This window comes from Paraburkholderia sp. UCT2 (assembly GCF_014397665.1).
GTDB lineage: Bacteria > Pseudomonadota > Gammaproteobacteria > Burkholderiales > Burkholderiaceae > Paraburkholderia > Paraburkholderia tuberum.
Map to the genome: position 1 here is coordinate 1 of NZ_VZQO01000179.1, position 260 is coordinate 260.

Sequence of the window (260 nt, forward strand, 5' to 3'; positions counted from 1 at the left end):
TTCGGGTCTACACCCAGCGACTGGACGCCCTGTTCGGACTCGCTTTCGCTACGCCTGCCCTAATCGGTTAAGCTCGCCACTGAATGTAAGTCGCTGACCCATTATACAAAAGGTACGCCGTCACCCCTTACGAGGCTCCGACTGTTTGTATGCATGCGGTTTCAGGATCTGTTTCACTCCCCTCCCGGGGTTCTTTTCGCCTTTCCCTCACGGTACTGGTTCACTATCGGTCGATCACGAGTATTTAGCCTTGGAGGATG

1 rRNA gene is annotated in these 260 nt (G+C 54.2%); it reads right to left on the minus strand.

Annotation, left to right across the window (positions count from 1 at the left end):
- A 23S ribosomal RNA gene (locus tag F6X39_RS36260) occupies positions 1–260 on the minus strand; the annotation flags it as partial.